The organism is Pseudomonas sp. T1.Ur (assembly GCF_023516725.1).
Lineage (GTDB): Bacteria > Pseudomonadota > Gammaproteobacteria > Pseudomonadales > Pseudomonadaceae > Aquipseudomonas > Aquipseudomonas alvandae.
Genome location: NZ_JAMGSN010000001.1, coordinates 3,246,376 through 3,270,098 on the forward strand (window position 1 = coordinate 3,246,376; position 23,723 = coordinate 3,270,098).

Here is a 23,723-nt window from a genome sequence, read left to right on the forward strand (position 1 = left end):
GGGCCGCTTCGCGGCCCAGCGGGAGCAAGCTCCCTCGCCACAAAAAGCGCTTAGCGGATAATCGTCATCGCTACTTTTGCATCAGCGCGGCGATCTGGTCCTTGATCTGCAGCCGCTCCTTCTTCAGCGTCTCCAGGGCCACATCAGCAAGAACCACAGGTGGTTTCTCGGCCTTCACCACCTCGGCATCAAGCCTGGCGTATTGTTTGATCAGCGCGTCGAGACTCTCGTCCTCCCGGCGCTTTTTCAGGATGTCTTCTTCTGTGCACTTCAGATCCTGGCAAAGATCATGGGACACCGGCATGGAGCACCTCCTTCGTGAGTTCGGTGGCACGTGCTTTTCGGGGCACTGCCTGTCATCAGCATGGCCTTGCCGGTCGGGTTCTGTCGACCGCCAATCCGACCAGCGGTGACCGTTCGTCGTGCCACGACGCGCTTCGATCAAACCTTCCCTCGCGCTTTCCCCTCCATTGATCAGTACCCAGAGAAACACCTGTACAACCTGTGTGGAGACTTACCTATGGACAGATTTACCCTGCGTCAACTCGGCCTGGCTGTTGCCCTGAGTAGCAGCATGGGCATGGCATGGGCCGCGACCTCCAACGACTTCGTCGACAACGCGGCGGCCGGCGGTATTGCGGAAATCGAAACAGGCAAACTGGCCCTGCAGAAAAGCCAATCGGCGGACATCAAGGAGTTCGCCAACAAGATGATTGCCGACCACACCAAGGCCAACGAAGAGCTGAAGGCGCTGGCGAAGAAACATGACATCGAGGTACCCGACGACACCACGTTGATGAAGAAGGCCAAGGCCAAGATTCTCGACGTGCGCGATGAGTCCTTCGATCCGGCCTATGCGAATAACCAGGTGATGGCTCACGAAGAAACCGTCGCCCTGTTCAAGAAAGAAGCCGAGACCGTTACTGACGATAAGAAACCTGGCAATACCGAGCTCAAGGCGTTTGCCCAGAAAATGCTGCCGGACTTGCAGCATCACCTGGAGATGGCCAAGAAGCTTCAAGCGGCCCACCCCAGTAAATAACGCCCTATCGAATAAGAAAGCCCGACTCTCGAGTCGGGCTTTTTGTTGATCAGCTGTCGGCAGTGTCGATATCGGCATCCGTCTTGTCACCCGGTCCAGGCCGATCCGGTTCCGGCTTGAAACCCGGGCTGTAGGTGTTGTCATTGTCCTGATGATGTTTCTTCTGATCGACCTCACGGGCAGCACTGTGAGCCTCGTGTGTCTCAGCCGAATTGGCAGGCTGGTTATTCGCCACTTGAGGATCGACAGCCGGATCGTTACGCGAGGACGGGGTTTGCGTCTGGCCTTGTTGCTGAGTATTTGCAGAGTCGCTCATTAGACACCTCGTTCATGACAAGGCCGAATAGTGATCGGCCCTGGTTATTCGAAGGCAGGACGAGGGCTTGGGTTCCATTCTTTTGCCGCGTCGGGCTCATTCGTCCAGCACTGAGCTGACCATCCGCGCCAGTGCATCCGGGCTGTACGGTTTGCTCAACAGATGCGTATCGGGGCTCAACTGGTGGTTACGCGAGATGATGTCGCGGGTGTGCCCCGATGTGAACAGGACCGGCACGGGCGGGGCCTGCACCTTGGCCCAGGCCGCCAGGTCAGAGCTCTTGATCAGGCCGGGCATGACCACGTCGGTGAAGATCAGGTCCACCGAGACGCCGTCGAGCAACAACTTCATGGCCTCGTCGCCGTTGGCGGCGGTCAGGGTTCGATAACCGAACTGTTCCAGCAACTCCACCGACGCTGCGCGCACGTCATCATTGTCCTCGACCACCAGGATCGTTTCCTCCAGGCCGGGCTGGAGCGTGCGAGGGTACGCCTGTTCCGGGGATTCAGGCTTATGGCTGCGGGGGAAATACATGTGCACTTGCGTGCCGTCCCCCGGGTGGCTGGCAATCTCGATATGCCCGCCACTCTGCTTGACGAACCCGAACACCATGCTCAATCCGAGCCCGGTGCCTTGGCCATCGGTCTTGGTGGTAAAGAACGGCTCGAACACCTGGCTCAACACCTCAGGCGCCATGCCGGCGCCACGATCGATCACCGACAACCGTACGTAATCACCGACCACGACACCTTTGCCAGCGCAGGACCACTCGTCCAGGGCAATATTTTCCCCGACCATGCCGATGACGCCTTCGCCACCCATGGCATCGCGCGCGTTGATCGCCAAATTCAGCAGGGCGTTTTCCAACTGGTTGCGATCGACATGGATGCACCACGGCTCCGGGGGCAACGACACCTCGATCCGGATGGTTTCCCCCAGCGCCCGTTGCAGCAATTCGCCCAGCCCATCGTAGATGCGTCGAGGGTTGTAGACCGCCGGCGACAACGGCTGGCGACGGGCGAAAGCCAGCAACTGCGATGACAGCTTGGCGCCCCGCTCCACGGCTTCGATGGACGCGCCGACCCGCCGTTGCACATTGGGATTGTCAGGCTCGTGGCGAGCCAGCAAATGCAGGTTGCCGGCAATCACCTGGAGCAGGTTGTTGAAGTCATGGGCGACGCCACCGGTAAGCCCGCCGATCGCCTCCAGCTTTTGCGATTGGCGCAACTGCTCTTCGGCCGCCAGTCGCGCCTGCACTTCATTATCGACGCGCTGCTCCAGGTCGCGGGTGAACTTGAGCAGCGACGCTTCGGCGCTCTTGCGCTCGTTGATGTCAATCAGCACGCCGGGAAAACGCAGGGGCTTGCCCAACGCATCGAACTCGCATCGACCGCTGGCCAGCACCCAAAGGTAATCGCCCTCGCCACGGCGCAAACGGTATTCAGCGGTGTAGGGGACGCCCGTGCGCAGGGTCAGGTCGACCCGTTGCTCGACGTCGTCGATGTCGTCGGGATGGATGCGCTGCCGAGCGATGTCGATGGGCAGTGCATCCAGCGGGCATTCGGGCGGATAGCCAAAGGTACGGGCGAAACGCTCGTCGCCAGACAGCCGGTCGGCCTCGATGTCCCAGACAAACGACCCCAGCAACGGCCCCGCCGAAAGCGCCAACTGGATGCGCTCATTGACCGCGCGATAGCTGCGCTCGGCCTCTTGCCGGGCTCGCTCGCTCAGCACCAGCTCGGTGGTTTCCACCACGATCGCCAACACGCCGGCCGGCGATTGGTCATCGTCAGGCACCGGGCTGTAGTAAAGATCCATCCAGACGTCTTCGGGCTTGCCGTCGCGCAGCAGCACCAGTTCCTTGCTGCGGTAGGACAAAGTGCCGCCCGCCAGGCACACGTCCAGCACATGGCGATTGAACTCGGCCACCTCCGGCCACCCCATTTCCACCGCACGCCCCAGCAGGTACGGATGGCGACCACCGGCAAATTCGGCGTAGGCGTCGTTGTAGATCATGAAGCCCTGGCGCCCCCACAACATGACCATCGGCAAGGGCGACGCCAGCATCACCTGGACCGCGCTGCGCAGGCTGGCGGACCAGTGCTCAATCGCACCCAGTTCGGTGCGACTCCAATCGTACGCCCGGATGCGCCGGGCCATTTCTCCGTCCCAACCGGGACACCCGTTAATGTGGGATAAGAACTTCATGGGACGACTCTCACCTCAAACTACCAGCAGGGAATCGGCATACCACAAGTCCCTTGTGCTAGTGCTTCGAGCGCGAGGTTGGCAATTGGTTTCATGCAAAGGCTTTTGCGCGGGTCTCCGTGGCAAGGGAGCTTGCACCCGCTGGGCTGTAGGTGCTGCGTAGGTGCTGCGATCTTTCCAAGAACACTTGAGTCCCAAGCGAAGATCAAAGGATCGCAGGCTTCGCCAGCTCCTACAGAGCGGTAGGAGCTGCCGAGCGAAGCGAGGCTGCGATCTTTTCCGAGGACACTTGAATCTCAAGCGAAAGATCAAAAGATCAAAAGATCAAAAGATCGCAGGCTTCGCCAGCTCCTACGGCGGGAGCAAGCTCCCTCGCCACAGGCCTAGCGGAAATCCCGACTGCGCACATGGATGCCCGCCAGCAACTCGCTCAAATCGCTCAGGCGTCCGGCGATGAGATGGCGGACCTCGCCGACACTCTCCCAGCGCCCATCCACCCTGAGCAATTGCGAGCCCACGAGGACCTTGCGCTGGCGTTCGGCCAAGTCGCGCCAGACCACCACGTTGAGGTTGCCGAATTCGTCTTCCAGGGTGACAAAGGTCACGCCGCTGGCCGTGCCCGGGCGCTGGCGGCCGGTGACCAGCCCGGCGACGCTGACGTTGCGGCCATGTTCGACGGTTTGCAATTCCCGCGAGCTGCGGCAGCGCCGGGCGCGCAATTCGGAGCGCAGCAACGCCAACGGATGAGGCCCCAACGTCGTGCCCAGGGTGGCGTAGTCGGCAAACAGGTTTTCCCCCACCGTGGGTGTCGGCAAGGCTACGGTGGGTTCTTCCTGGCTGGGCAGGCCCGCGAACAAGCCCAGTTGTTTTTCCACCCCAGCGATTTCCCAGCGGGCGCGATGGCGATCGCCGGCCAGGCCGCGCAAGGCATCGGCGTCGGCCAATTGCTCCATGGCCCTGGCGTCGAGACGAGCCCGCTCGCCCAGGTCGGCCACATCGCTGAAAGCCCGCTCCCTGCGCGCCGCTTCGATACGCCGGGCATCGTCCTCGCGAAACCCCTTGATCAGGCGCAAGCCCATGCGAATCGCCGGTTGCCGGCCTTCCAGCGGTTCCAGGCTGCATTCCCAGTCGCTGGCCCGCACGTCCACCGGACGGATCTGCAATTGATGCCGACGGGCATCCTGGAGGATCTGGTCCGGGCTGTAGAAACCCATGGGCCAGCTGTTGATCAGGGCGCAGGCGAACGCCGCCGGCTCGTGGCATTTGAGCCAACTGCTGGCGTAGGTCAGCAAGGCGAAACTGGCGGCGTGGGACTCAGGAAAGCCGTAATTGCCGAAGCCCTTGATCTGTTCGAAGATCTGCGCGGCGAATTCGGGCGTGTAACCGTTGTTCTTCATGCCTTCTGCCAGGCGCTCGCGATGTGGCTCAAGCCCGCCGTGGCGTTTCCAGGCGGCCATGGAGCGACGCAATTGATCCGCTTCGCCAGGCGTGTAGTCCGCCGCGACAATGGCAATCTGCATCACCTGCTCCTGAAACAACGGAATCCCCAAAGTCCTGCCCAGCACCTCTTCCAATTCCGGCGACGGATAAGTGATCGCCTCTTCCCCATTGCGCCGCCGCAGGTACGGATGCACCATCCCGCCCTGGATCGGTCCCGGCCGCACGATGGCCACTTCGATCACCAGGTCGTAGTAATCCTTGGGCTTGAGCCGGGGCAGCATCGCCATCTGCGCACGGGATTCGATCTGGAACACGCCGATGGTGTCGGCGCGACTGATCATCTCGAATGTCGCGCGATCGTCCTTGGGCAACGACGCCAGGGTATGCCGCACGCCCCGGTAATCCGCGACCAGGTCGAAACAACGGCGGATCGCGCTGAGCATGCCCAGCGCCAGGATGTCCACCTTGAGCAGCCCGACCGCATCGAGGTCGTCCTTGTCCCACTGGATGATGGTGCGCTCGGCCATCGCGGCGTTTTCCACCGGCACCAGGGTGTCCAGGGGTTGCTGGGAAATCACGAAGCCGCCGGGGTGCTGGGACAGGTGCCGGGGAAAACCGATCAGTTGCTGGGTCAGGCTCAACACCCGGCGCAGCACCGGGCTTTCGGGGTCGAAACCGCCTTCGCGCAGGCGCTCCAGCGGCGGCGCTTCATCGCTCCAGCGCCCGCAGCAATCGGCCAGTGCATTGACCTGGTCCGGCGGCAGGCCCAAGGCCTTGGCCACGTCACGCACCGCCCCGGCGCCGTGGTAGCTGCTGACCACCGCCGTCAATGCCGCGCGATGCCGGCCGTAGCGCTGGAACACGTACTGCAGGACTTCTTCGCGGCGCTCGTGTTCGAAATCGACGTCGATGTCCGGCGGCTCATTGCGCTCGCGGGACAGGAAGCGTTCGAACAGCATGTCCGTCCGGGCCGGGTCGATTTCGGTGATGCCCAAGGCGTAGCACACCGCCGAATTGGCGGCCGACCCCCGGCCCTGGCAGAGGATGTGACGGCCGCGGGCGAAGCTGACGATGTCTTGCACGGTGAGGAAATAACTGTCGTAGCCCAGCTCGGCAATCAGCGCCAACTCGCTTTCGATCTGCACTCGCACCTTGTCCTTCACATCGCCCTTCCACCGCTCGCGCATGCCGCGCTCGGTCAGTTCCCGCAACCAGGACGTCGGATCATGGCCCTCAGGCACCAGCTCGCGCGGGTATTCATAGCGCAGCTGACCGAGGTCGAACGTGCAGCGCCGGGCGATTTCCAGGGTTTCATCGAGCAAGGCCCGGGGATAGAGATCGGCCAGGGCCTCAAGGCTGCGCAAATGACGTTCGCCGTTGGGGTGCAGGCGCAGGCCGGCCTCGGCGACGGTGACGTGGTGGCGGATGGCGGTCATGGTGTCTTGCAAGGCGCGACGCCCCCGCACATGCATGTGCACATCCCCCGTGGCGACGGCCGGAAGACCCAGGCGTTCGGCCAATGCGAGCAAGTCCGCCAGCCGCCGCCGATCGTCCTGCCCGCAATGCAACTGCACGGCCAGCCACAGGCGCGCGTTGAATACCTGTTGGAGCCAGCGCCCTTGCGCCTCGGGCTCCTTGCCATCGGGCACCCACAGCGCGAGTAGTCCCGGCAGCGGTTTGTCGAAGTCTTCCCGGACGATGCGATATCGGCCCTTCTCGCTACGGCGCCGGGCGCGGGTGATCAGTTGGCACAAGGCCTGGTAACCCTCGAGGTTTTCCACCAGCAGCACAAGCTTCGGACCGTTCTCGACCTGGATTTCGCTGCCGACGATCAGTTGCAGCTCCAGCTCCCTGGCCGCCTGCCAGGCCCGGACAATGCCGGCCAGGGTGCATTCATCGGTGATCGCCAGGGCCCGATAGCCCTGCTGTTTGGCACGACGACAGAGTTCCAGGGCGCTGGAGGCACCGCGCTGGAAACTGAAGTTCGACAGGCAATGCAGCTCGGCGTATTCGATGTTCATGCGAACCAGCCTTGCAGCCACAACGGCCCGCCCTCGCCCACCGGTCGATAGGCCCAGCCGCGTTGGCCGGCGCGGGTTTCGATCAGGTAGTAGTCGCGGCGCACATCGGCTCCGTCCCACCAGCCGGACTCGATGCGCTCCGGGCCCATGAGGATTCGCGCCTGGCCCTCGGGCAAAACCTGGGGTTCGCCGAGCAGCCAACCGGGACGCTGGATATCATCGCGCAGCGGACACATCTGTGGTTGCGGCTGCGGTTTCATCTGCCACGCGCATTCGGGTCGATGATCGTCGCCAAACCCCAGCCCTTGCACGGCTTCGTCGCCGAGGCGCGCCCGCAACCGTTCGCGTAGCTGTTCCCAGGGCAAGGACTGCTGGGGACGTTCATCGAACAACTCCAGGCGCTGGGGCACGAAGCTCGGCAGGTCTTCGGCACACAAGCGAAAGCCGCGCACGGGCGCCTCGACCTGCACCTGCTCAAGACGGCCACGGGCCAGTTCAAACAGCATCGAAGCATCCCGCTCGGCGCTGAGCAGGCCGACCTTGATGACCGTGTCCGGCAAGCCGGCATGTTCCAAATGCAAATCAAAACGCTGCACGCCGCTGTCGCGCCCACACAGGTAGGCCGACAGGTCACCGGTCAATCGGCGCAGCGGAAACAGCAAGGCCTGGTGGGATTGCACGTCGTAATTGAGTTCGATGCGCACATCGAAACGGTCCGGGGGCAGGTAGAACGACAGCGCCAGGGTGCGGCTGCCCACCAGCGCGTCGAGGTGCTTGAGCATGTCGGCTTCGAAACGCCGCGCCAGGGTATGCCGGGGCAAGGCCTGGACTTGGCTGAGCTGGCGCAGGCCCATGCGCGACAAGGCCGTGGCAACTTCGGGCGGCAGGCCGACCCGGTCCACCGGCATCTGCCCCAGGTACGCTTGCAAGGTCTCGTTATCGGGCACCACCAGGGCGTCGTAGGCATTGGCCAACATCCGCGCCGCCACCGGATTGGGGGCGGCGACGATGCGATGGCGAAAGCCCAGTTCAGTCAGTTCGGCGCGCAACCGCGCCTCGAACACCGGCCACGGCCCGAACAGCCCCAGGCTCGATTCGATCTCGAACAACACCGTGCGCGAGTAATGCACGCTGACCTGGGAGCTGAAGCGGTAGGCCCAGGCCGCGAGGAATTGTTGCCAATAGTCGATCTGCGCCGCGTCGTATTCGGCCGTGGCGAATCCTTTGCTCAGGGCCTGGGCGGCAGTCATGGTCTGGCCGGGGCGCAGGCCCAGGGCGCGGGCCGGTTCGTTGACCGCTTGCAGCACCCGCCGCTGGGCCGGGCCGGTCAGCAGGACCAGGGGCTCGTCGGGATCGGGGCGCTGGCGCAGCGCGGCGTCCAGCGCCAATTGCGGGAAGAGAATACAGACCCAGCGCATCGCAACCTCAATGCCCGGTGAGCGAGGGAAAAGCGATCGGCGCCGAACGAGCCAGTCCGCCGCGGGACTTGAGCACCCGCAATTGCGCAGGCCGGGCATCGAGGGCGATGCGCAAGGCCGCCGGGGACGGGTTGATGGCTTCCTGGATCGAGCGCCAGGCGAACGCCAGGGTCTGGCCGGTCTCCGCGGCGACCTGCAAGCGGCGCAAGGCCCGGTCATCCGCCTGGTGCGGCCAGCACAACACAGCGCCGCAACTGCCCGAACGCAAGCATTGCTCGGTGGCCCACAAGGTCTCCCGTGGATCGGCCTGGATGATCGACAACTGGCGCAAGTCCACCCCGGCATTTCGCCAGGCCTGGGGATAGGGCACGAACGGCGGCGCCACCAGCACGATCCGCTCCCCCGCCGCCGACAACCGCGCCAGGGTCGGCCACACCAGTTGCAACTCACCCACGCCCGGCGCGCCGATGAGGATTTCCGTCAACGCCGCTTCAGGCCAGCCGCCACTGGGCAATGCCGCGTCCAGCGCCGCATGGCCGGTGGGCTGCGGGCTGGCAGCCGGCGGCGCAGGCCGGCCCTTCCAGACCTGGCCGCCATTGAACAGCGTGTCCAACGCAACGACGGCGCCCATCAGCCTTGCCTCACCAGGCCACAGAACACACCTTCTATCGCCAGGTCCTGGTCGGCTTCGACGATGATTGGCTGATAGGCCGGGTTGCGGGGCAACAGGCGTACGCGCTCGCCGACTCGCTCGAAACGCTTGATGGTCACTTCACCGTCCAGGCGCGCCACGACGATCTGTCCGTTGGCGGCCTGGGGCGTGCGTTGTACGCCCACCAGATCGCCGTCGAGGATGCCGTCCTCGATCATCGAATCGCCTTGGACGCGCAGCAGGTAATCCGGCGCCTTGGTGAAAATCGCCGGGTCCAGCAACAGACGGCTATGGACTTCGGCATCGGCACCGATCGGCAGCCCGGCGGCCACCCGTCCCAGCACCGGCACGTCCAGCAACTCGGGACGCGGCGGCTGGTTCAACAGCCGAATGCCCCGGGCCTGGTGCGGATTGACCTCGATGAAGCCGGCTTCGGTCAACGCCAGCACATGCTTGCGCGCCACGCTGCGAGAGGCGAAACCAAACGCCTCGCTGATTTCAGCGAGGCTGGGAGACTGGCCCTGCTCGGCGATGCGCTCGCGGATGAAGGTCAGGATGGCGGTACGGCGGGGAGTGAGAGTCGTCATGGAGTACATTTGTACTCTTTAAGGATTTTTCTTACAAGCGCCGCCAGTCAGTTCACGGCGACTTAGGGTTCACCCTTGCGCCTGCGTAGGAGCTGCGTAGGAGCTGCCGAGTGCAACGAGGCTGCGATCTTTCCAAAGACACTTGAGTCCCAAGCGAAGATCAAAAAGATCGCAGGCTTCGCCAGCTCCTACACCTCGGCGGGAGCAAGCGCCCTCGCCACGGGGCCATCGTTTGCCGAGTGGGGATCCGCGCAGGAGCTGCGTAGGAGCTGCCGAGTGAAACGAGGCTGCGATCTTTCCAAAGACACTTGAGTCCCAAGCGAAGATCAAAAGATCGCAGGCTTCGCCAGCTCCTACACCTCGGCGGGAGCAAGCGCCCTCGCCACGGGATCATCGTTTTCTGAGTGGGGATCCGCGCAGGAGCTGCGTAGGAGCTGCGTAGGAGCTGCGTAGGAGCTGCCGAGTGAAACGAGGCTGCGATCTTTCCAAAGACACTTGAGTCCCAAGCGAAGATCAAAAGATCGCAGGCTTCGCCAGCTCCTACACCTCGGCGGGAGCAAGCGCCCTCGCCACGGGATCATCGTTTTCTGAGTGGGGATCCGCACAGGAGCTGCGTAGGAGCTGCGTAGGAGCTGCCGAGTGCAACGAGGCTGCGATCTTTCCAAAGACACTTGAGTCCCAAGCGAAGATCAAAAGATCGCAGGCTTCGCCAGCTCCTACACCTCGGCGGGAGCAAGCGCCCTCGCCACGGGGCCATCGTTTGCCGAGTGGGGATCCGCACAGGAGCTGCGTAGGAGCTGCGTAGGAGCTGCCGAGTGCAACGAGGCTGCGATCTTTCCAAAGACACTTGAGTCCCAAGCGAAGATCAAAAGATCGCAGGCTTCGCCAGCTCCTACACCTCGGCGGGAGCAAGCGTCCTCGCCACGGGATCATCGTTTTCTGAGTGGGGATCCGCACAGGATCCGCGCAGGAGCTGCGTAGGAGCTGCGTAGGAGCTGCCGAGTGAAACGAGGCTGCGATCTTTCCAAGGACACTTGAGTCCCAAGCGAAGATCAAAAGATCGCAGGCTTCGCCAGCTCCTACACCTCGGCGGGAGCAAGCGTCCTCGCCACGGGGTCATCGTTTGCCGAGTGGGGATCCGCGCAGGAGCTGCGTAGGAGCTGCGTAGGAGCTGCCGAGTGCAACGAGGCTGCGATCTTTCCAAAGACACTTGAGTCCCAAGCGAAGATCAAAAGATCGCAGGCTTCGCCAGCTCCTACACCCTCGGCGGGAGCAAGCGCCCTCGCCACGGGATCATCGTTTTCTGAGTGGGGAGCTGCGCGAAGCTACAACTCCGCCAGATAAGCCCAGGGAAAAATCCCCCGCTCATGCCCATCACTGAAGACCAACTGCACCCCATAGCCCTGGCTATTGACCTCAACCACCCGAACCCGCGAATCAACCTGGACCGCCACGCCCTGCAGACGAAACGCCCGACACCGTGAACAAGGGCACCGGCGTCGCAGTTCGGCATGGTCCAGCCGTTGCTCACGCCCATCAGGCCAACTCAGCCGCAACAGCCCCTCCTGTTGTGAATTACCAATCGCCAACGAGCTCATTGCAATTGGCCCAAGGCAATCCGCACAGCCTTGCGTACCTCCGGATCGCCATCGTCCCGGGCGGCCTGCAACGCCGGGATGGCTGCGGGATCGTTCAACTCGCCCAACGCCAGGGCCGCCTCCTTGCGCAGGTTACTGATGCGATGAGCCAGGGTTTCGATCAAGGCCGCCAGTGCCGGGGCGTAACGCAAGCGACCCAGGCTGCGGGTCGCCCGCAAACGTACTTGCCAATAATCATCTGCCAGGGCAGCGATCAGGGCCGGACCGGCATCGGCGTGGCCGACCTTGCCCAGGGTAGTGGCGGCTTCTTCGCGCACCGTCCAGGCCGGATCCCGCAAGGCCTGGCGCAGCGCCGGCAAGACTTGAGCATCCGAGGCCAGGCCGAGGGCACCGGTGGCCGCACGGCGCACTTCGCTCTCCGGATCATCACTGGCCAGCCGCGCCAGGGCCGGCAAGGCGTCGAGGTGCTTGAGCCAGCCCAGTACGCCAACCGCCTCGCGACGCACGCCGGCATCGTGATCAGCCAGCGCGGCGACAGCGGCTGGCGCGGCATCACCCAGACGCAACTCGCGCAACGCCCGGAACGCGGCGACGCGCACATCGGCATCGACATGGGCCGTCCAAGGCAGGATCACCCGTCCTGCCGCCTCGCTCTTGAGCAGGCTCAAGCTTTGGGCCGCTGCGGCCTGCACGGTCGGGGATGGATCGGTCAGGGCCTCGCACAAGGCCGCGACCACCGGCGCGTCCTCCCAGGCTTCGAGCAATCGCGCGGCTTCGGCCCGCACCTCGGCGCTGGGGTCATGCGCCAAGCGATCCACCAGCCACAGCAGGCCTTCGGGCTCTTCGAGGTCGGCCAGTTCGATCAGCGCGATACGGCGTACGCCGGCGTCGTCGTCGGTCAGGCGCGGTTGCAGGGCAAGGATGTCATCGTTGTCAGTGTCTTCAAATAAAGAGGTCATAGGGCAAATCGCGGCAAGGAGGTTTCAGGAGGCAGCCCAAGGGGATTGAGGCGCGGTAATTGCTGGCCGTCTTCATGACGCAGCAGTTCGAGGCAGTGGCGTTTCAATCGGGCGAATTCGGGGCGGGTAACCAACTCAGTCGTTCGTGGGCGGGGAAAATCCAGGCGCAGGTCCTCGATGATCCGCCCCGGACGCGGGCTCATCACCAGCAAGCGATCGGCCAGGAACAGCGCCTCGTCGATGTCGTGGGTGACGAACACCACGGTGGTGCGGATCCGCGCCCAGATATCCAGCAGCAGTTCCTGCATGTTCAAGCGCGTCAGGGCATCCAGCGCGCCGAAGGGTTCATCCATCAGCAACAGGCGCGGACGGTTGACCAGCACCCGGGCAATCTCCACCCGCTGCTGCATGCCGCCGGAGAGCTGATCGGGCCAGTGCCCGGCAAACCCCTCCAGGCCCACCAGGGCCAGGATTTCGTCGGCGGCCCGGTGCCGTTCGAGCTTGCCCAGGCCACGCATCTTCAGGCCGAAGGCGACGTTGTCGCGCACGCTGCGCCATGGAAACAAGGTGTGTTGCTGGAACACCATGCCGCGCTGGGGCGACGGGCCAACGACCGGCACCGCGTCCACCTTCAACGTGCCCGTACTCGGTTGCAGGTGCCCGGCGAGGGCGCCGAGCAAGGTGGATTTGCCGCAGCCGGACGGCCCCAGGATGCAGACGAACTGCCCCGCCTCGATCTGGCAATCGAGCCCCTGCACCGCTTCGAAGGCCTGGGCGCCCTGCCCCAGGACAATGGACAACTGGCGGATATCGATCCGTCCTTCCAGCGTTTGCATCGCACTCATCAGGCTTTTCCTCGGGGTCGATGCCAAGGCGTGGACAGCCCGCCCAGGCGCTTGATCAACAAACTGCTGCCCATGCCCAGCACGCCGATCAGCAACATGCCGACCACGATGTCCGGGTAGTTCTGCACGGTGTAGGACGCCCAGGTGTAATAGCCGATGCCATACTGGCCAGCGATCATTTCCGCCGTTACCAGGCAGAACCAGGAGGTGCCCATGCCAATGGCGAGGCCGGTGATGATGCTTGGCGCGGCACCCGGCAGAATCACTTCCAGCAGGATGGCCTGGCGTCCGGCGCCGAGGCTTTTCGCCGACGCGATCAGCCGCCGGTCCACCCCTTCGACGCCGTGCACGGTGTTGAGCAGGATCGGGAACAGCGCGCCGGTGAAGGTGATGAACACCATCGACAGTTCCGACGAGGGAAACATCAGGATCGCCAGCGGAATCCAGGCCACCGCCGGAATCGGCCGCAGCACTTCAAGCGGCGGCAGCAACAGGTCTTCGGCCCAGCGGGACCGACCGATGGCCAGGCCCAGCGCCACGCCGATCAACAGCGCAGCGCCATACCCGGCGAAGACCCGGCCCAGGCTGCTGCCCAGATGCCGCACGAGATTGCCCGACTCGCCCAGGCCAAGGGCGGCCTGGATCACCGCCAGTGGCGTCGGGACGTTGGCGAAGGTCACTAGGCCAAGGTCCCAATGGCCGTCGGCGGCGAGTTGCCAGAACAGCAGGCAGAGCAGCAAGGAAGCGGCTCGCAGGAGCCAGCGTGAAAATGATCGAGACATACATAGATCCCACTGAAACACCGCACCCTGTAGGAGCTGTGTAGGAGCTGCGTAGGAGCTGCCGAGTGCAACGAGGCTGCGATCTTTCACCAGCCAATTGAGTCTTGAGCGAAAGATCAAAAGATCAAAAGATCAAAAGATCGCAGCCTCGTTGCACTCGTCAGCTCCTACACTGCTCCTACAGGGTTCGGTGTCAGGTTTATCGGGCAGCAACCGCCTGGGTCGTCGCCTCGGTGAAATCCAGGACCTTGCCGCCCTGGGCCGTGGCAAACTGCTCGGCCTGCCCTTTCAACAGGAACGCGCTGAGCTGGCCCTTGCCATCACTGGCAAACCACGCCTGCTCGGCCAACAGCTTGATCCCGCTGTCGCTGGCCTGGGCGTAGACGGCGCGGATACCCTTGCCTTCCTGCTTGAGGCTGGCCAGTGCGCTGAAGGCTGACTGCGCCGAGGCGTAATAACGCACTTTCGGCTCGCCGCGCACCCAGATCTCGGCCACATGACGGGCATCGGTGATGGCCTGGCCGGTCAAGGCATCGGGCGTGCCGAGGGGCGTCTGGGCGTAGTTGCCCAGTTGCGCGGTGTAATCGAGGTTCGACGCCTTGAACGCCGCGCGGATGTACTGGTCATCGATGAATGTGTTGAGGTCCAGCCCCCGATCGGCCTTCTTCAGCAGCTTGAGGGTATCGATGGCGGTGCCGACGGCCTGGCGGTATTCCGGTTTCCAGGTCAGGTCGCGGGTCTGCACGCCCAACGGCCCGTGGAACAGATAGTTGACCTCGGCATCCACGCCGGTGACCTTGGCGATCAGCTCGCTGTACTTCTCGGGCTCGGCGGCCAGCAGTTGATTGGCTTCGATGGTTGCACGCAGGTAGGCAACGACGATTTCCGGGTACTTCCTGGCATAGGCCTGGTCCACCAGCGCGCCATGGAATGTCGGCGTTCTTGCCTGGGCGCCGTCATAGATCTTGCGGGCGAAACCACGGCTGGGGAACAGCTCGGCGAAGGGCACGAAGTCGGCATGGGCGTCGATCTTGCCGGCCTGCAACGCCGAGCCGGCGACCTCCGGTGGCTGGGCGATGATGTTCACATCCTTGAGCGGATCCCAGCCCTGGGCCGCAACGGCGCGCAGCAACATGCCGTGGGCGGTGGAGGCGAATGGCACGGAAATGGTCTTGCCCTTGAGCTCGGCCAGGGACTGTACGCCCGAGGCACTGGGCACCACGATGCCGTTGCCGCTGCCCTGGGTGCTGCCCGACAGCACGCTGATGAACAGGCTGTGCTTGCCGGCGGTCTCGAACGCCACGCCGTTGAAAGCACCTGGGAAATCGGCCATGGCGCCGAAGTCGAGTTTGCCGGCGACCATCTCATTGGTCAGTGGCGCACCGCTGGTGAAGTTTTTCCACTGGATGTCGTAATGGGCATCCTTGTACGCGCCATCGTGGGGCAAGTATTTGTCCAACAGCCCCAGCTCCCGGATCAACAATCCGCCGGCGGCGCAATTGATGGTGGTGTCCTGGGTGCCGATGGCGATGCGGATGGTGTCTGCCTGGGCAGGCAGGGTCAATGAAGCCAGTACCAGACCGGCCAATGCTGCACGCAATAACATGGGTGTGTCCCCTCGAATCATTTATAGGTTTTTCGTCTCCGCCACGATCAGGGCGCGGTGGGAAACGAGGGGTGTTCTGGGTTTGGCGTCCGGGGTAGCCGGATAGCTTTTTTTGTGTCTGTGGTGGCCCCATCGTCGGAACGCCGCCCGGAGCAAGCTCGCTCCCACAGGTTTTAACGGTGTACATAAGCTCTGCGGCTGGCTTCGATCCCCTGTGGGAGCGAGCCTGCTCGCGATAGCGTCCTCGCCGTCAACGCAACAGGTACGGAATCTCGACTTTCACCGCCCCCGTCGGGCAGTCCTTTTCACACGGCATGCAATACCAACATTCATCGAACGCCATGTAGGCCTTCTGGGTTGCCGGGTTGATCGCCAGCAGGTCCATGGGGCATACATCGACGCACACCGTGCAGCCCTTGTGGGCGATGCATTTGTCCTCGTCCACGGTGACGGGGGCATTGGAGCGAAAGAAGATTTCCTGGGGTTGATAGGCCATGGGCGTTCTCTTTGGATGATGGGTTCACGCCGCGTCGGCACCGACCCGCAGCCGGTCGTAGGCCTGCAGCTCGTCGGCATCGAGGGCGATGATGTAGGGCTCGACGGCTTTCTTGAACGAGGTCATCGTGCCGTCCTCGCCTTTCTTCAAATGGCAATGGCAGAACCAGTCGCTGTCGTTGCGCCGTGGGTGATCGACTCGATAGTGGTACAGCCCCCAACGGCTTTCCGCGCGAAACAACGAGGCCCGGGCGGCCATTTCGGCGCAGTCGCGGATCACGCTGACTTCCATGGCGCGCATCAATTCGTGGGCGTTATGGGCCTTGATCTGGTCCAGGTCGCGCTGGATATCGCTGAAGCGTTGCAGGCCGATCTGCATTTTTTTCGTGACCTTCGGCGGTTGCAGGTAATCGTTGACGAAGCGGCGCAGCTTGTATTCCACCTGGGCCGGCGGCAGGCCATGCTCGCGCTCAAGCGGCGCGTAGACGCGCGCCCTCTCCCGCTCGATCTGCCCGGCATCCAGCGCCGAGAAATCCTTCCCTGTCACAAAGTCCGCGGCGTTGTTGCCGGCAAACCAGCCGTAGGTGAACGCACCGAGCATGTAGTTGTGCGGCACCGCCGCCATGTCGCCCGCCGAGTACAGGCCCTTGACCGAGGTTTCCGCCCGCTCGTTGACCCAAACGCCGGAGGCCGAATGACCGCTGCAAAAACCGATTTCGGAGATGTGCATCTCGACCATCTGCGTGCGGTAGTCGGTGCCACGGTTGGCGTGGAACTGCCCGCGGCTGGGTCGTTCGTTGCTGTGCAGGATCTCTTCGATGTTCTGGATGGTTTCCTCGGCCAAGTGATCGAGCTTGAGGAACACCGGACCGTTGCCACCTTCGAGTTCCTGGTGGAACTCCCACATCATTTGCCCGCTCCAGTAGTCGCACTCGATGAAGCGCTCGCCCTTGTTGTTCGCGGTATAGCCGCCGAGGGGGCCGGTGACATAGGCGCACGCCGGGCCGTTGTAATCCTTGATCAGCGGGTTGATCTGGAAGCATTCCAGGTTCGCCAGCTCGGCGCCGGCGTGATACGCCATGGCGTAGCCATCGCCTGCGTTGGTCGGGTTTTCATAGGTGCCCATCAGGTAGCCGGAGGCCGGCAGCCCCAAGCGTCCCGCCGCGCCGCAGCAGAGAATGACCGCCTTGGCCTTGATCACATGAAAGTCGGCGGTGCGGCAATCGAAGCCCATCACACCATTCACCGCGCCCTCCTCGTCGGTCAGCAACCGGGTGCAGACCAACCGATTGGTGATGCTCACCCGCGCCCGTTTCAACTGCCGGTACAAGACTTTCTTGATGTCGTGCCCTTCCGGCATCGGCAGCACGTAGGCGCCCATGTGATGGACCTTTTTCACCGCGTAGTCGCCGGTTTCGTCCTTCTCGAACTTCACGCCCCAACGGTCCAATTGCTCGATCGTTTCGAAGCTGTGGGTCGCGTAGGCATACACCGCCGCCTGGTTGACGATGCCGTCGTTGGCAATAGTGATTTCCTTGGTGTATTGCTCAGGCGTCGAGTGCCCCGGGATGATCGCGTTGTTGAGCCCGTCCATGCCCATGCTGATGGCGCCACTGCGCTTGACGTTGGCCTTGTCCACCAACAACACGCGCAAGTCGCGGTTGCGTTCCTTGGCCTTGATCGCGGCCATGGGCCCGGCGGTGCCACCGCCGATGACGACGATGTCGTATTCCTGTTCGAGGATGCTTCTTGAGCTTTGGGTCATGCCTGCGTCCCTTTCTGCCGGTCGATCCGCAAGCGGTACTGGAAGGCATCGCCGCGGTAGTAGAGGTATTCGAAATCCAGTGGTTGCCCATCGGCGCCGTGGGTCAGGCGCTCGATGCGCATGACCGGCGATCCGGCCTCGATCTCCAGGGCCTGGCACAGGTCGCTGTCGGCCAGCACCGCATCGATGGCCAGGTCCGCATGACCGAGGGCCAGGCCGCAATCGTTTTCCAGGATCAGGAAGATGTCGCGGGTGACCAGGTCGGCTTTTTCAAGGCGCTCGCCGAGCGCCTTGGGCAGGTAGGTGATCTCCAGGGACACCGGCTCGCGGTTGATCAGCCGCACTCGCTTGATCTGCGCCACCACGTCCCCTTCCGCCAGTTTCAGGCGCTCGGCCACTGACTTGTCCGCCGCCATGAACTTGAAGCTGCGCAGGCGGTTGATCACCTCGAAACCGCGCCCGGTCATGGACTCGGCCAGCCCCTGGAGGGTGCTGACGTTCTGGAAGGTCTTGGGCTTGGCGACGAAGGTGCCTTTGCCATGGATCTTGAAGATCAGCCCTTCCTTTTGCAGGTCGCCCAAGGCTTGGCGAACGGTGATGCGGCTCACGCGGAACAACGCGCCAAGCTCACTTTCCGACGGCATCTGGCCGCCCTGGGGGTACTCACCGTCGAGGATGCGTGCGCGCAGCACGTCGCGCAGTTGGGTGTGCAGCGGCACGCTGCCGAGGGAAAGAACGTTGTCGGGCATGGCTCCCTTCACTTGTCATAACGAGTTATGACGTGATGTTAGGGAAACCACCCATGGTCTGAGAAATACCGTTTGGACATAACCTTAGGCTTTGTACGAAAAGTCGCCGAGCGGCGATCAGGCAAGGCGAAAACAGGCGAGGAAGCGCAGTTTACTGGTTGTAAATGAGCATTCCGAGCCTGTTTTCAACGCAGCATGATCGTCGCGCAGGCACTTTTCGTACAAAGTCTAGAGCCGGGCTTCGGCGCCCTCGTTACGAAACGCGCTCGGACTCATGCCGGTCCAGCGTCGGAACGCCCGGCGAAAACTGCGCACATCGCTGTAGCCGACTTCCTCAGTGATGCGCTCGATGGACAGCTCGGGATTGGCCAGCAGGTTCAAGGTCCGGCCACGGCGCACTTGTTCGAGCAGGGTTTCGAAGGTCAGGTTGTGCTCGGTCAGGCGGCGCCGCAGGGTGCGGCTGCTCATGTTGAGGTCACCGGCGATCTTGTCGATATGGCTGCCGCGGGTCAGGTCCCGGGCAATCGCCCGTTCCACGGCCTGGATCAGGTCGATTTTCTGGTGGACTTCGCTGGCCTCCTGCTCCAGCAAGGCCAGTGCCTGGCGCAGGGCCAGCGGGTGATGGTTGGGCAGGCGCACCTCCAGCCAGCAAGCATCGATCAGCATGCGATTCTGCCGGCAACCAAAGCGCACAGCCGGCCCGAAGATTCGCTGGTACTCGCCCGCATAAGAAGGCGCGGCGTGCATGAATTCCACTGCCTGTGGCTTGAAGTCGGACGCCGCCAGCGCCCGGCCATAGACCAACACGCTGGCAAAGAATTCTTCGACCGCAAACACCTGCACGTCGGCAAAGGGCAGTTGGCACGTCGCCTCGACCGTGATCCGGTCGTCGGCTTCTTCGGCGCTGATCTGCGCGATGCCGCCGGTAGTGCGCTGGTAGCGCACCCCCAGGGCGAAGACGTCGCGCAAGGTCTCGCACAGTGACAATACGTGTCCCAGCAAACCCAGGGTGCCCAGCACGTTGCGGTCGCCGACCCACAACCCCAGCCCCTGGTCGGGCAACAATTTGAGGGCCCGCTGAATCATGACCACGGCCTGGCGATGGGAAATGCGATGCGTCGGGTCTTGCAGGTCATCGAGGCCGAACCCCAGGCCACGACACAGGATCGACGCATCGAAGCCCTTGTCCGCCACAACGTCGGCAAGGGTCTGCAAGAGGAACGGCGATACCAGCGCCAGCTCGAACGTGGGGTCGATGACTTTCATCTGCATGGGAGGATTCCAGGGCGGATAGGAGAACGTTTTGTAACAGTCCGTTTCTAGACGTTAGCATGGCCCGGCGAATAGAGGGGGACCGGAATCTGGCCGCGCAAGTCCCCTCAATGGCCGCCAATACCCTGCCCTGGCGGCGGCGAACGGCTTATTTCTATGGCTCGGACCCTTGGTGCGTTTCCAACAATAATAACGAGCCCCTCCATGAACCCGATCCGCACGCGATTCACCCTGCAACTGACCTTGGGCCTGGCTTGCGCCAACGCCTTGCCGGCCCTGGCCACCGAGTCCGGCGTCGACAACATCGGCACCGGCACCGATGGCTTCTATGTATTGCCGCTGGAGGTCGACAGCCTTCCGGACCACATGGTTGCCTTCAACCTCTACTACAACCACTACAAGGCCCGAAAATTCAACATCAGCTCATTGGGCGGCGAAGTGCCGGACGTCGAAATCGAATCCACGGCGGTCATACCGCGCATCGACTACCTGAGCCCGCTGCGAGTGGCCGGCGGGCGACTGGGTATCTACGTCGCCCAGCCCTGGCTCAAGCAGGAGGTCGCGGCCTTCGGCCTGAGTGATACGCGCGAAAGCATGGGCGACACCACCATTTCGCCCATCGTGCTCTGGGACATGGGCAAGCACCTGACGCTGGCCGCCGCGGTGGAAATCACCGTGCCGACCGGTGAATACGATTCCGATCGACTGGCCAATACCAGCAACAACTTCTACACCTACAAACCGCTGTTTTCCTTCACCTGGCTGCCCACGGACAACACCGAGCTGTCGATGAAAACCACCTACAGCTTCAACCGCGAAAACAAGGACACCGATTACCGCTCGGGACAGATTTTCCACTTCGATTATTCCGCCAGCTACCGCCTGAACGATAACGTGACGGTGGGCCTCAACGGCTACTATCTGAAACAGACCACCGACGACAAACAGTACGGCCGAACCGTGCAATTCGCCGGGCAGGACGTGGACGATGGCGTGCGCGGCGAGGTGTTCGCCATCGGTCCGGCGCTGCACGTGACCTTTCTCAAATACGCCAGCGCCGAGATCCGCTGGGCCAAGGAATTCGACGTGGAGAACCGCCCCGAAGGCGAGATGCTCTGGGCGAAGATCAGTATTCCGTTTGCCTTCTAAAAGCTCCCATTGTGGCGAGGGGATTTATCCCCGCTGGGCTGCGCAGCAGCCCACCCTAGAAGCAACTCAATCTGACTGACCTACCGGATTGTCGGCATTTGGGGCCGCTTCGCGCCCCAGCGGGGATAAATCCCCTCGCCACAAAGACGCGCTCTCGACCAGCTGGATTCAGCTATAAACCGGCCAACTTTCCACAATCCTCCCCGCCCGCACCGCCAGCAAATCACCAAACTGCAGCAACACCGACTCGGTCTGGGTCGGGCGCAGGAACACTTGGTCCTCCAGCCCCAGTCCGACCGCTGCGGAGCCGTTGACCATTTCCTGATTGGAGCTGCGTCCGTACAGCTCGTTGCTCTGCAAGCCGGCCGGTGCTTCAAGGTCGGCCATCCAGTTGCCGCCGTAGATGAAAAAGGTCTCGCGCTGATTCACGTCCCACCAGGAAAAAATCCGCGACGTGTCGTCCAGCACCGGGATGTTCACCGCCCCGGTGCGTTTCAACACCGGCGTGGCGATATAGGCTGCGGGAACGTGCTCACGCAACGACGGCAAATCGTAGTGGCTGGGCTTGAGCATCGCCGTGCCCACCGACACCTCGGTGCTCAGGTTTTCCTGTTCATGGATGCGGTAGCTGGGGCTGCCGGCGGTGTTGAGCGTCAGGCCAGGGCGCCAGAGATCGGGATAGCGCAGGCGCACGAAATCCACCCGCGCGCGGTAGATCGCCATGACCCGCGCCAACAGCGTTTGTGGCGTTGCGACGATCTCCGGCACGCCCATTCCAACAAAGGGGTCGTAACCCATGAACCCGGCGAACGCCAGCTGGGCCGGATGGGCGCGGATCAACCTGAGCATCGCGTCCAGGCTCGCCTCGTCAGCGATCCCGCCCCGGTGCAAGCCAACATCCAACTCCAGGTTGACCTGCATGCGAACACCCAGCCCCTGGGCCAACGCCCGGTATTGTTCCAGTCGCTCAGGCGTGTCGATCAGCCATTGCAACTGGCGCGCCGGGTCGAACGGTCCTTTATGCTGCGTGTAGAACAGTTCGGCGGAACGCACCGGCAGGGGTTTGCCCAGCAGGATATCGGCCTGGGGAAACTGCACTGCGTCATGGTTGAGAAACGGCTGGTGGAACGACATCAACCGCCGGGTCTCGGCACGCTGGGCGATGTAATTCAGCAGGCCGGGGGCTGGCAATGACTTCTCCACCAGCCTCAGTTGCTTGCCGGCGCGTTGCACGGACGCCTTCACCACGTCGATGTTGTGGTCGAGTCGATCCAGGTCGATGAGCATCACCGGGCGCATCGGGCCATGGGCCTTGAGCTCACGGTTGAGCTGGCGAAAATATTCGCTGTACGGCGCGCCTCGGTCCTGCGGTCGCAGCCAAGCACCGACACCCGCCAGCAACACCCCGGCGCCCAGCGTTCCCGCCAGGAAGCGACGACGATTGAAGCCCATCAGCTCACCCCCAGGAGGGTCGAAAGATGCTCGTTGAGAAACTTGCCGGCCGGGTCCAGGGCCTGGCGCACCCGGGCAAACTCATCCCAGCGCGGGTACAGCGCCTGAAGCGTCCTGGCGTTGAGCGAATGCAACTTGCCCCAGTGCGGGCGCCCCTGGTATTTCCAGAAAATCGGTTCGATGGCGGCGAAGAAGTTGTGGTGGTCCATCTGGTAATGCTGGTGCACGGAGATGGCGCAGCTGTCCCGGCCTTCGAACATGCTCAAGGGGATGTCATCGGCCTTCACGTAGCGGTACTCGATGGGAAACCAGGTGCGCAGGTTCTTGTCGCGGATCAGCGCGAGGATTTCCCGCAGGCATGCCGGGCCCTGGTCAGCCGGCACCGAGTACTCCATTTCGTTGAAGCGCACGGTACGGGCGTTGGCATAGATGTCGTGGGAATCGCCGACCCGATCATCGAAATCGGCGACCCAGCGCAGGCTGTTGAGCAGGGCTCGGCGGGTCGCCGGGAAATCGCTGCCGTACTTGTCGAGGTTTTCGATCAGGCTGACGAATTCGTTGCCACCCTCCTCCTCGGGACTGATCGGCGGCGTGGCGGGATCGGTGGTTTCGTTCAGGGTGATCGACAGCGCATAGTCCGAATGGGTGACGACCTGCATTTCCCAATGCTGGTTGTCCCGGGTGTTGGTGTCCACGTCCTCGAGCAACTCCTCGGTTTTCGCCACCCATTGGTGCTCGCGCAAGCGATAGGCAGCGCGGTTTTGTAAACGCACGCGGGTCACCAGCCCCAGCGCGCCGAGGGAGACCCGGCCGGCCTTGAACACGTCGGGATGACGCTGGGCATCGCAATCGAGCACTTCGCCATGGGCCGTGACCAGTTGCAGGCCGACGACCTGGGACGCGTACGAGCCGAAGGCCTTTCCGGTGCCATGGGTCGAGGTGGCGATGGCACCGGCCAGGGTCTGGTAGTCGACGTCGGCCATGTTCGGCAGCGCCTGGCCGATGGCCTTGAGCGCCGGGCCCATGCGGGACATGGGCGTGCCGCCGCCGAACTCGGCTTGCAGGCTGGCCTCGTCGTGATCCAGAAGGCCACTGAAGAAACTCAGCGACAACAAGGTGCCGTCGGTGGGCACCAGGGCGCTGAAGGAATGGCCGGAACCCACCGGGCGAATCCGCCCTTCGGCGCGGCGCACCACTTGCACCAGTTCATCCAGATCCTTGGGGGCCAGGCGCGCCGCCGGCAGGCAACTCTGCGCACCGGACCAGTTGCGCCACGGGATCAACCGAGGCGCGCGCATCAGCTCGGCCAGCGCGCCCTGGCTGCCCAGTGCGGTAAAGGCGGCGACAACGCCGGCCTGTTGCAGCAA

Annotated in this window: 20 protein-coding genes; 2 read left to right on the plus strand and 18 right to left on the minus strand. The window is 63.2% G+C overall.

Annotated elements, in window-relative coordinates:
• Positions 1-70 precede the first annotated feature (70 nt).
• Positions 71-304, minus strand: a complete 234-nt coding sequence (locus tag M8Q45_RS14375; RefSeq protein WP_030137961.1) for an HP1242/YdcH family protein — start codon at positions 302-304, stop codon at positions 71-73.
• Between the two features lie 216 nt (positions 305-520).
• Between M8Q45_RS14375 and M8Q45_RS14380 the strand changes: the two genes are divergently transcribed.
• On the plus strand, positions 521-1,042 hold the full coding sequence (locus M8Q45_RS14380) for a DUF4142 domain-containing protein (protein ID WP_030137960.1): 522 nt from the start codon (positions 521-523) through the stop codon (positions 1,040-1,042).
• 49 nt (positions 1,043-1,091) lie between these two features.
• On the opposite strand, the gene M8Q45_RS14385 is transcribed toward M8Q45_RS14380, so the two are convergent.
• The 15 genes from M8Q45_RS14385 to M8Q45_RS14455 form a co-directional block, all read right to left on the minus strand.
• A complete protein-coding gene (locus M8Q45_RS14385; RefSeq protein ID WP_030137959.1) occupies positions 1,092-1,358 on the minus strand; it encodes a hypothetical protein in 267 nt (88 codons plus the stop codon).
• A gap of 96 nt (positions 1,359-1,454) precedes the next feature.
• Positions 1,455-3,566, minus strand: coding sequence for an ATP-binding protein (locus tag M8Q45_RS14390; protein WP_249875300.1), 2,112 nt, complete (start codon positions 3,564-3,566; stop codon positions 1,455-1,457).
• 383 nt (positions 3,567-3,949) lie between these two features.
• Positions 3,950-7,048, minus strand: coding sequence for an error-prone DNA polymerase (locus M8Q45_RS14395; RefSeq protein ID WP_249875301.1), 3,099 nt, complete (start codon positions 7,046-7,048; stop codon positions 3,950-3,952).
• Positions 7,024-8,445, minus strand: a complete 1,422-nt coding sequence (locus M8Q45_RS14400) for a Y-family DNA polymerase (RefSeq protein WP_249875302.1) — start codon at positions 8,443-8,445, stop codon at positions 7,024-7,026. Before M8Q45_RS14400 ends, M8Q45_RS14395 begins: the two co-directional genes overlap by 25 nt.
• 7 nt (positions 8,446-8,452) lie before the next feature.
• Positions 8,453-9,076, minus strand: coding sequence for a translesion DNA synthesis-associated protein ImuA (gene imuA / locus M8Q45_RS14405; protein ID WP_249875303.1), 624 nt, complete (start codon positions 9,074-9,076; stop codon positions 8,453-8,455).
• Positions 9,076-9,693, minus strand: a complete 618-nt coding sequence (lexA, locus tag M8Q45_RS14410; protein ID WP_030137954.1) for a transcriptional repressor LexA — start codon at positions 9,691-9,693, stop codon at positions 9,076-9,078. The genes imuA and lexA overlap by 1 nt, the downstream gene beginning before the upstream one ends.
• 1,316 nt (positions 9,694-11,009) lie before the next feature.
• On the minus strand, positions 11,010-11,282 hold the full coding sequence (locus M8Q45_RS14415; RefSeq protein ID WP_249875304.1) for a gamma-butyrobetaine hydroxylase-like domain-containing protein: 273 nt from the start codon (positions 11,280-11,282) through the stop codon (positions 11,010-11,012).
• On the minus strand, positions 11,279-12,241 hold the full coding sequence (locus M8Q45_RS14420; RefSeq protein WP_249875305.1) for a HEAT repeat domain-containing protein: 963 nt from the start codon (positions 12,239-12,241) through the stop codon (positions 11,279-11,281). The genes M8Q45_RS14415 and M8Q45_RS14420 overlap by 4 nt, the downstream gene beginning before the upstream one ends.
• Positions 12,238-13,086: an ABC transporter ATP-binding protein gene (locus M8Q45_RS14425; RefSeq protein ID WP_249875306.1), complete on the minus strand. Its 849-nt coding sequence runs from the start codon at positions 13,084-13,086 to the stop codon at positions 12,238-12,240. The genes M8Q45_RS14420 and M8Q45_RS14425 overlap by 4 nt, the downstream gene beginning before the upstream one ends.
• Positions 13,086-13,868: an ABC transporter permease gene (locus M8Q45_RS14430; protein ID WP_249875307.1), complete on the minus strand. Its 783-nt coding sequence runs from the start codon at positions 13,866-13,868 to the stop codon at positions 13,086-13,088. Before M8Q45_RS14430 ends, M8Q45_RS14425 begins: the two co-directional genes overlap by 1 nt.
• Positions 13,869-14,067: 199 nt before the next feature.
• Entirely contained in the window at positions 14,068-15,474 is a 1,407-nt protein-coding gene (locus M8Q45_RS14435) for an ABC transporter substrate-binding protein (RefSeq protein WP_249875308.1), read from the minus strand.
• 250 nt (positions 15,475-15,724) lie between these two features.
• Complete coding sequence (locus M8Q45_RS14440) at positions 15,725-15,970, minus strand: 4Fe-4S dicluster domain-containing protein (protein WP_003180418.1); 246 nt, start codon at positions 15,968-15,970, stop codon at positions 15,725-15,727.
• 24 nt (positions 15,971-15,994) lie between these two features.
• Positions 15,995-17,734 (minus strand): fumarate reductase/succinate dehydrogenase flavoprotein subunit, encoded by a 1,740-nt coding sequence (locus M8Q45_RS14445; RefSeq protein ID WP_249875309.1) that lies wholly within the window; start codon positions 17,732-17,734, stop codon positions 15,995-15,997.
• Positions 17,731-18,483 (minus strand): GntR family transcriptional regulator, encoded by a 753-nt coding sequence (locus M8Q45_RS14450; protein ID WP_249875310.1) that lies wholly within the window; start codon positions 18,481-18,483, stop codon positions 17,731-17,733. Before M8Q45_RS14450 ends, M8Q45_RS14445 begins: the two co-directional genes overlap by 4 nt.
• A 228-nt stretch (positions 18,484-18,711) precedes the next feature.
• The gene (locus M8Q45_RS14455) at positions 18,712-19,755 is read right to left on the minus strand and encodes an AraC family transcriptional regulator (RefSeq protein ID WP_249875311.1); all 1,044 of its coding nucleotides are present in this window, start codon (positions 19,753-19,755) and stop codon (positions 18,712-18,714) included.
• A 204-nt stretch (positions 19,756-19,959) separates the two neighbouring features.
• Between M8Q45_RS14455 and M8Q45_RS14460 the strand changes: the two genes are divergently transcribed.
• Positions 19,960-20,904: a SphA family protein gene (locus M8Q45_RS14460; RefSeq protein WP_249875312.1), complete on the plus strand. Its 945-nt coding sequence runs from the start codon at positions 19,960-19,962 to the stop codon at positions 20,902-20,904.
• A gap of 168 nt (positions 20,905-21,072) precedes the next feature.
• Here the strand turns inward: M8Q45_RS14460 and M8Q45_RS14465 are convergent, their stop codons facing one another.
• On the minus strand, positions 21,073-22,281 hold the full coding sequence (locus M8Q45_RS14465; RefSeq protein ID WP_249877331.1) for a DSD1 family PLP-dependent enzyme: 1,209 nt from the start codon (positions 22,279-22,281) through the stop codon (positions 21,073-21,075).
• A gap of 74 nt (positions 22,282-22,355) precedes the next feature.
• Positions 22,356-23,654, minus strand: a complete 1,299-nt coding sequence (locus M8Q45_RS14470) for a D-arabinono-1,4-lactone oxidase (protein ID WP_249877332.1) — start codon at positions 23,652-23,654, stop codon at positions 22,356-22,358.
• Positions 23,655-23,723: the final 69 nt, after the last annotated feature.